We start from the raw sequence: 542 nt of genomic DNA, 5'->3' as shown, positions 1-542 counted from the left end.
CCGCTGACATTGGTGATGGAGTTGGTCAGCGGGGTATGGCCGACCAGCACATCGTTAGGCGCACTGATGCTTACCGAACCAGTGGTTTCACCGACCGGGATGGTGATCTTCTCGCCATTGGCCAGGGTCACGACTACAGGTGAGCCGGTCACTGGAGCAGTGACGGTAGCGGTGTAGGTGACGTTGCCACCTTCGGCCGCCGAAGGCGTGGCCTTCAGCGATACGGTGGAGTTGTCGATGGTATCGGTAACGTCAGTCACGGCTGGCGTGGTGTTCGGCACCAGCTTCTCGAAGTTGCCACCCTCGGCTTTGGTAATAGTGGCTTCGACCTTGCCGGCGTCCTTGTAGACGTCATCGGCTGGAGCCGCGACGGTGGTGGTGCCGGTAGTGGCGCCCGCGGCGATGGTGATTACCGCACCGTTGCTCAGGGTCACGGTCACCGGAGTACCGGCGGCGTTGGTCAGTGTGGCGGTGTAGGTGATCTGGCCGCCCTCAGCGACGGTGCCAGTGGCAGTCAGGCTGACGCTGGTGGTGTCGACGGT

At 62.7% G+C, this 542-nt stretch carries 1 protein-coding gene; it reads right to left on the bottom strand.

Annotation, left to right across the window (positions count from 1 at the left end; translation table 11 throughout):
* Positions 1-542: immunoglobulin-like domain-containing protein (locus ACUXVH_RS31660; RefSeq protein ID WP_445496864.1), on the bottom strand; the 542-nt coding region annotated here is incomplete at both ends.

This window comes from Pseudomonas sp. 8(2025) (genome assembly GCF_052665325.1).
This window is presented reverse-complemented; position numbering and strand designations above follow the sequence as displayed.